Origin of the sequence: uncultured Campylobacter sp. (assembly GCF_938018035.1) — a bacterium.
Classification (GTDB): domain Bacteria; phylum Campylobacterota; class Campylobacteria; order Campylobacterales; family Campylobacteraceae; genus Campylobacter_B.
In genome coordinates this window covers 1-2627 of record NZ_CALIJF010000013.1, presented here as the reverse complement: position 1 = coordinate 2627, position 2627 = coordinate 1, and the positions used below count along the sequence as shown (strand labels likewise).

3 protein-coding genes and 1 pseudogene are annotated in these 2627 nt (G+C 42.7%); 1 reads left to right on the top strand and 3 read right to left on the bottom strand.

Annotated features, from left to right (window positions below; translation table 11 throughout):
* The 3 genes and pseudogenes from Q0257_RS00480 to ruvC all read right to left on the bottom strand — a co-directional run.
* Positions 1-194: pseudogene (locus Q0257_RS00480) on the bottom strand (cysteine hydrolase); the annotation flags it as partial.
* Entirely contained in the window at positions 194-1000 is an 807-nt protein-coding gene (locus Q0257_RS00475) for a nitrilase-related carbon-nitrogen hydrolase (RefSeq protein ID WP_298020181.1), read from the bottom strand. The pseudogene Q0257_RS00480 and the gene Q0257_RS00475, both read right to left, overlap by 1 nt.
* A gap of 9 nt (positions 1001-1009) precedes the next feature.
* Positions 1010-1489, bottom strand: a complete 480-nt coding sequence (ruvC, locus tag Q0257_RS00470; RefSeq protein ID WP_298020179.1) for a crossover junction endodeoxyribonuclease RuvC — start codon at positions 1487-1489, stop codon at positions 1010-1012.
* A 110-nt stretch (positions 1490-1599) separates the two neighbouring features.
* On the opposite strand from ruvC, the gene dnaA reads away from it, so the two are divergent.
* Positions 1600-2627 (top strand): chromosomal replication initiator protein DnaA (gene dnaA, locus Q0257_RS00465; RefSeq protein ID WP_298020176.1); only part of this gene is annotated, 1028 nt, incomplete at its 3' end.

Sequence of the window (2627 nt, the reverse complement as noted above, 5' to 3'; positions counted from 1 at the left end):
ACTAGACAGTGGATCGGGTAGCGCTTCATCTCCAAATCCCGCTCGGCGTGAGCGTCGCAGATGAAATGCACGTTTTTCGCCGCCTCAATCTGTTTAAGCACCGCAGGAGCGATCTTTGCTATGCTGGGATCGGCCATCGCGCCGAATTTTACGAAGCCGTTTAGCATATCGATCACAAATACCAAAGTTTTCATCAAAACTCCTTATAAATTTCAGGTTTCATATCTTTTAAAAGATCCATTTTAGCGCGAAATTTTAAAATTTTATCTAAATCCGCTCGAGCGATCTTCACGGCCTCTTTTTTGCCTAGGCGCGCGACGATCTCACCGCCGGGACCGATCAGCATGGAATTTCCGCCGAAACTCTCGCCATGCCCCATATCGCCGCAGCCGTTTACCGCGCAGATAAAAATTTGATTCTCGATCGCGCGGGCTCTCGCAAGCGTGATAAAATGCTCTATGCGGCTCTGCGCGAACTGTGCGATCACAAAAACAATCTGCGCGCCGCGAAGCGCTAAGGCTCGAAAAATTTCACAAAAGCGCAGATCATAACAGATCGCGACGCCGATTTTGACCGCGCGATTTTGAAATTTTATCTCGCAAATGCCTAGCTTATCGCCGCCGCTTACGATCTCGTTTTCGCGAGCGAGTGAGAAAGCGTGGATCTTGTCGTAGCGTAAAATTTCGGCTCCGTTTTGATAGATAAAAGCGGAATTGTAAATTTTATCTCGCTCGGAGTTTATCGATCCGCCGATTAAAACAGCGGCGCAGTTTTGCGAAATTTCGCTTAAAAATTTTTTCGTATAAGCAGCGTTCGTATCGGCAAGCTCTTTAAATTTAGCCGTATTAAAGCTGATATTAAATGCCTCGGGCAGCACCGCTACGTCCGCACCGCGCTTTAACACACGATCTATCAGCTCACGTGCGCGGATAAAATTTTGCTCGCAATCCGCGGCAGTAGAGGCGAGCTTTACGTTCATTTGCAAGATTGCTATTTTCAACTCTTTCTCCTATCTAGGCGCCCGGCGCATCGCGTGAGCATGCGTGAGCGCAACGGCGATAGCATCGGTAACGTCGAGCGGTTTGATCTCTTTATTAATCCCTAAAATCCGCTTTACCATGAAGGCGACCTGCTCCTTTGCCGCCTTTGCCTTTCCGGTGACCGATTTTTTTATCTGAAGCGGCGTGTACTCGGCGAAATTTCCAAAAATTTGTAAAATTTTAAGGGCCAGCGCGCCGCGAAACTGAGCGAGCTTTAAAACAGACTGCGGATTATAGGCATAAAACATCGATTCTATCGCAACCTCATCAATCTTATGAACACTGAAAATTTGATCGATCGCCTCGCTCATCTGCGTCATTTGAAATTGCACATTTTCGGCCTTCATTTTCACAAGTCCCGCTTCAATAAGAACAATCTTATTCACGTCTTTTTCCAAAATAGCATAGCCTAAATTTCTAGTTCCGGGATCAATTCCTAAAATTTTCATAGCCACCTTTCACGCTTATTCACGGCTTAATCACAAGTGAATAAACTTAAATTTACCGCAAATTTAGCGAAATTTAGCTAAAATCTTAATCTAATTTGTAAGGGAATTTTATGGCGACGTCGCAAGCACAAGAAATTTTATCGAATTTAGAGAAGGAAATTTTACCTACCGAATACTCTAGATACATTAAAAATTTGAAATTTAACGATAAAAACTCGACACCGGAATTTTTCATCTACAACGCAACTAACGAGTTTATCGCTAAATACGCTCAGACAAAATACGGCACTAAAATAAAAGAGCTTATCAAAAAACAGTTCGGGCTTAACGACGTGATCGTCAAAATCACCTCAAAGACTAAAATTTCGCCGAAAGAAAAGGTAAAAATCATCTCCGAAAAGCCTAAGAGCACTATTTTAAGCGAAAATTACAACTTCGAAAATTTCATCATCGGCGATTCAAATAAATTTGCCTTCGAGTGTTCGGTCTCCGTCGCGAAAGAGCCCGGAATTCGCTTTAATCCGCTCTTTATCTACGGGCCTAGCGGACTTGGTAAAACTCACCTGCTTCAATCGATCGGAAATTACTGCATTAAAAAAGGTAAGACCGTTATCTGCGTCACTAGCGAACAATTTGCTAATGATTTCGTCTTTAATCTCAAAAACAACTCGATCGATAAATTTAAACAAAAATATCGCAACTGCGATGTTTTACTCATCGATGATATTCAGTTTTTAATCGGACGCGATAAGGCTCAGGAAGAGCTTTTTTATACGTTTAACGAGTTGAAAGACAAAAACTGTCAAATCGTCCTTACCAACGACCTTCCGCCAAAATTTTTAAAAGGCTTTGAAAGTCGTCTAACGACGCGGTTTGAAAGCGGCATCATAGCAAATATCACTCCGCCGAATCTCGAAACAAAAATCGCTATCATCAATAAAAAGAGCGAAGAAAATCGCGTTAGAATTCCACACGACGTCGTAGAATATATCGCTGCAAATATGGGCGATAATATCCGCGAGATCGAAGGCGCAATAAACAAACTAAACGCCTACTCCTCAATACTTCGCACAAAGATTACGCTGGAATTTACCAAAAGTACGCTGCAAGATCAGATCCATCAAAAATATTCAAGCGT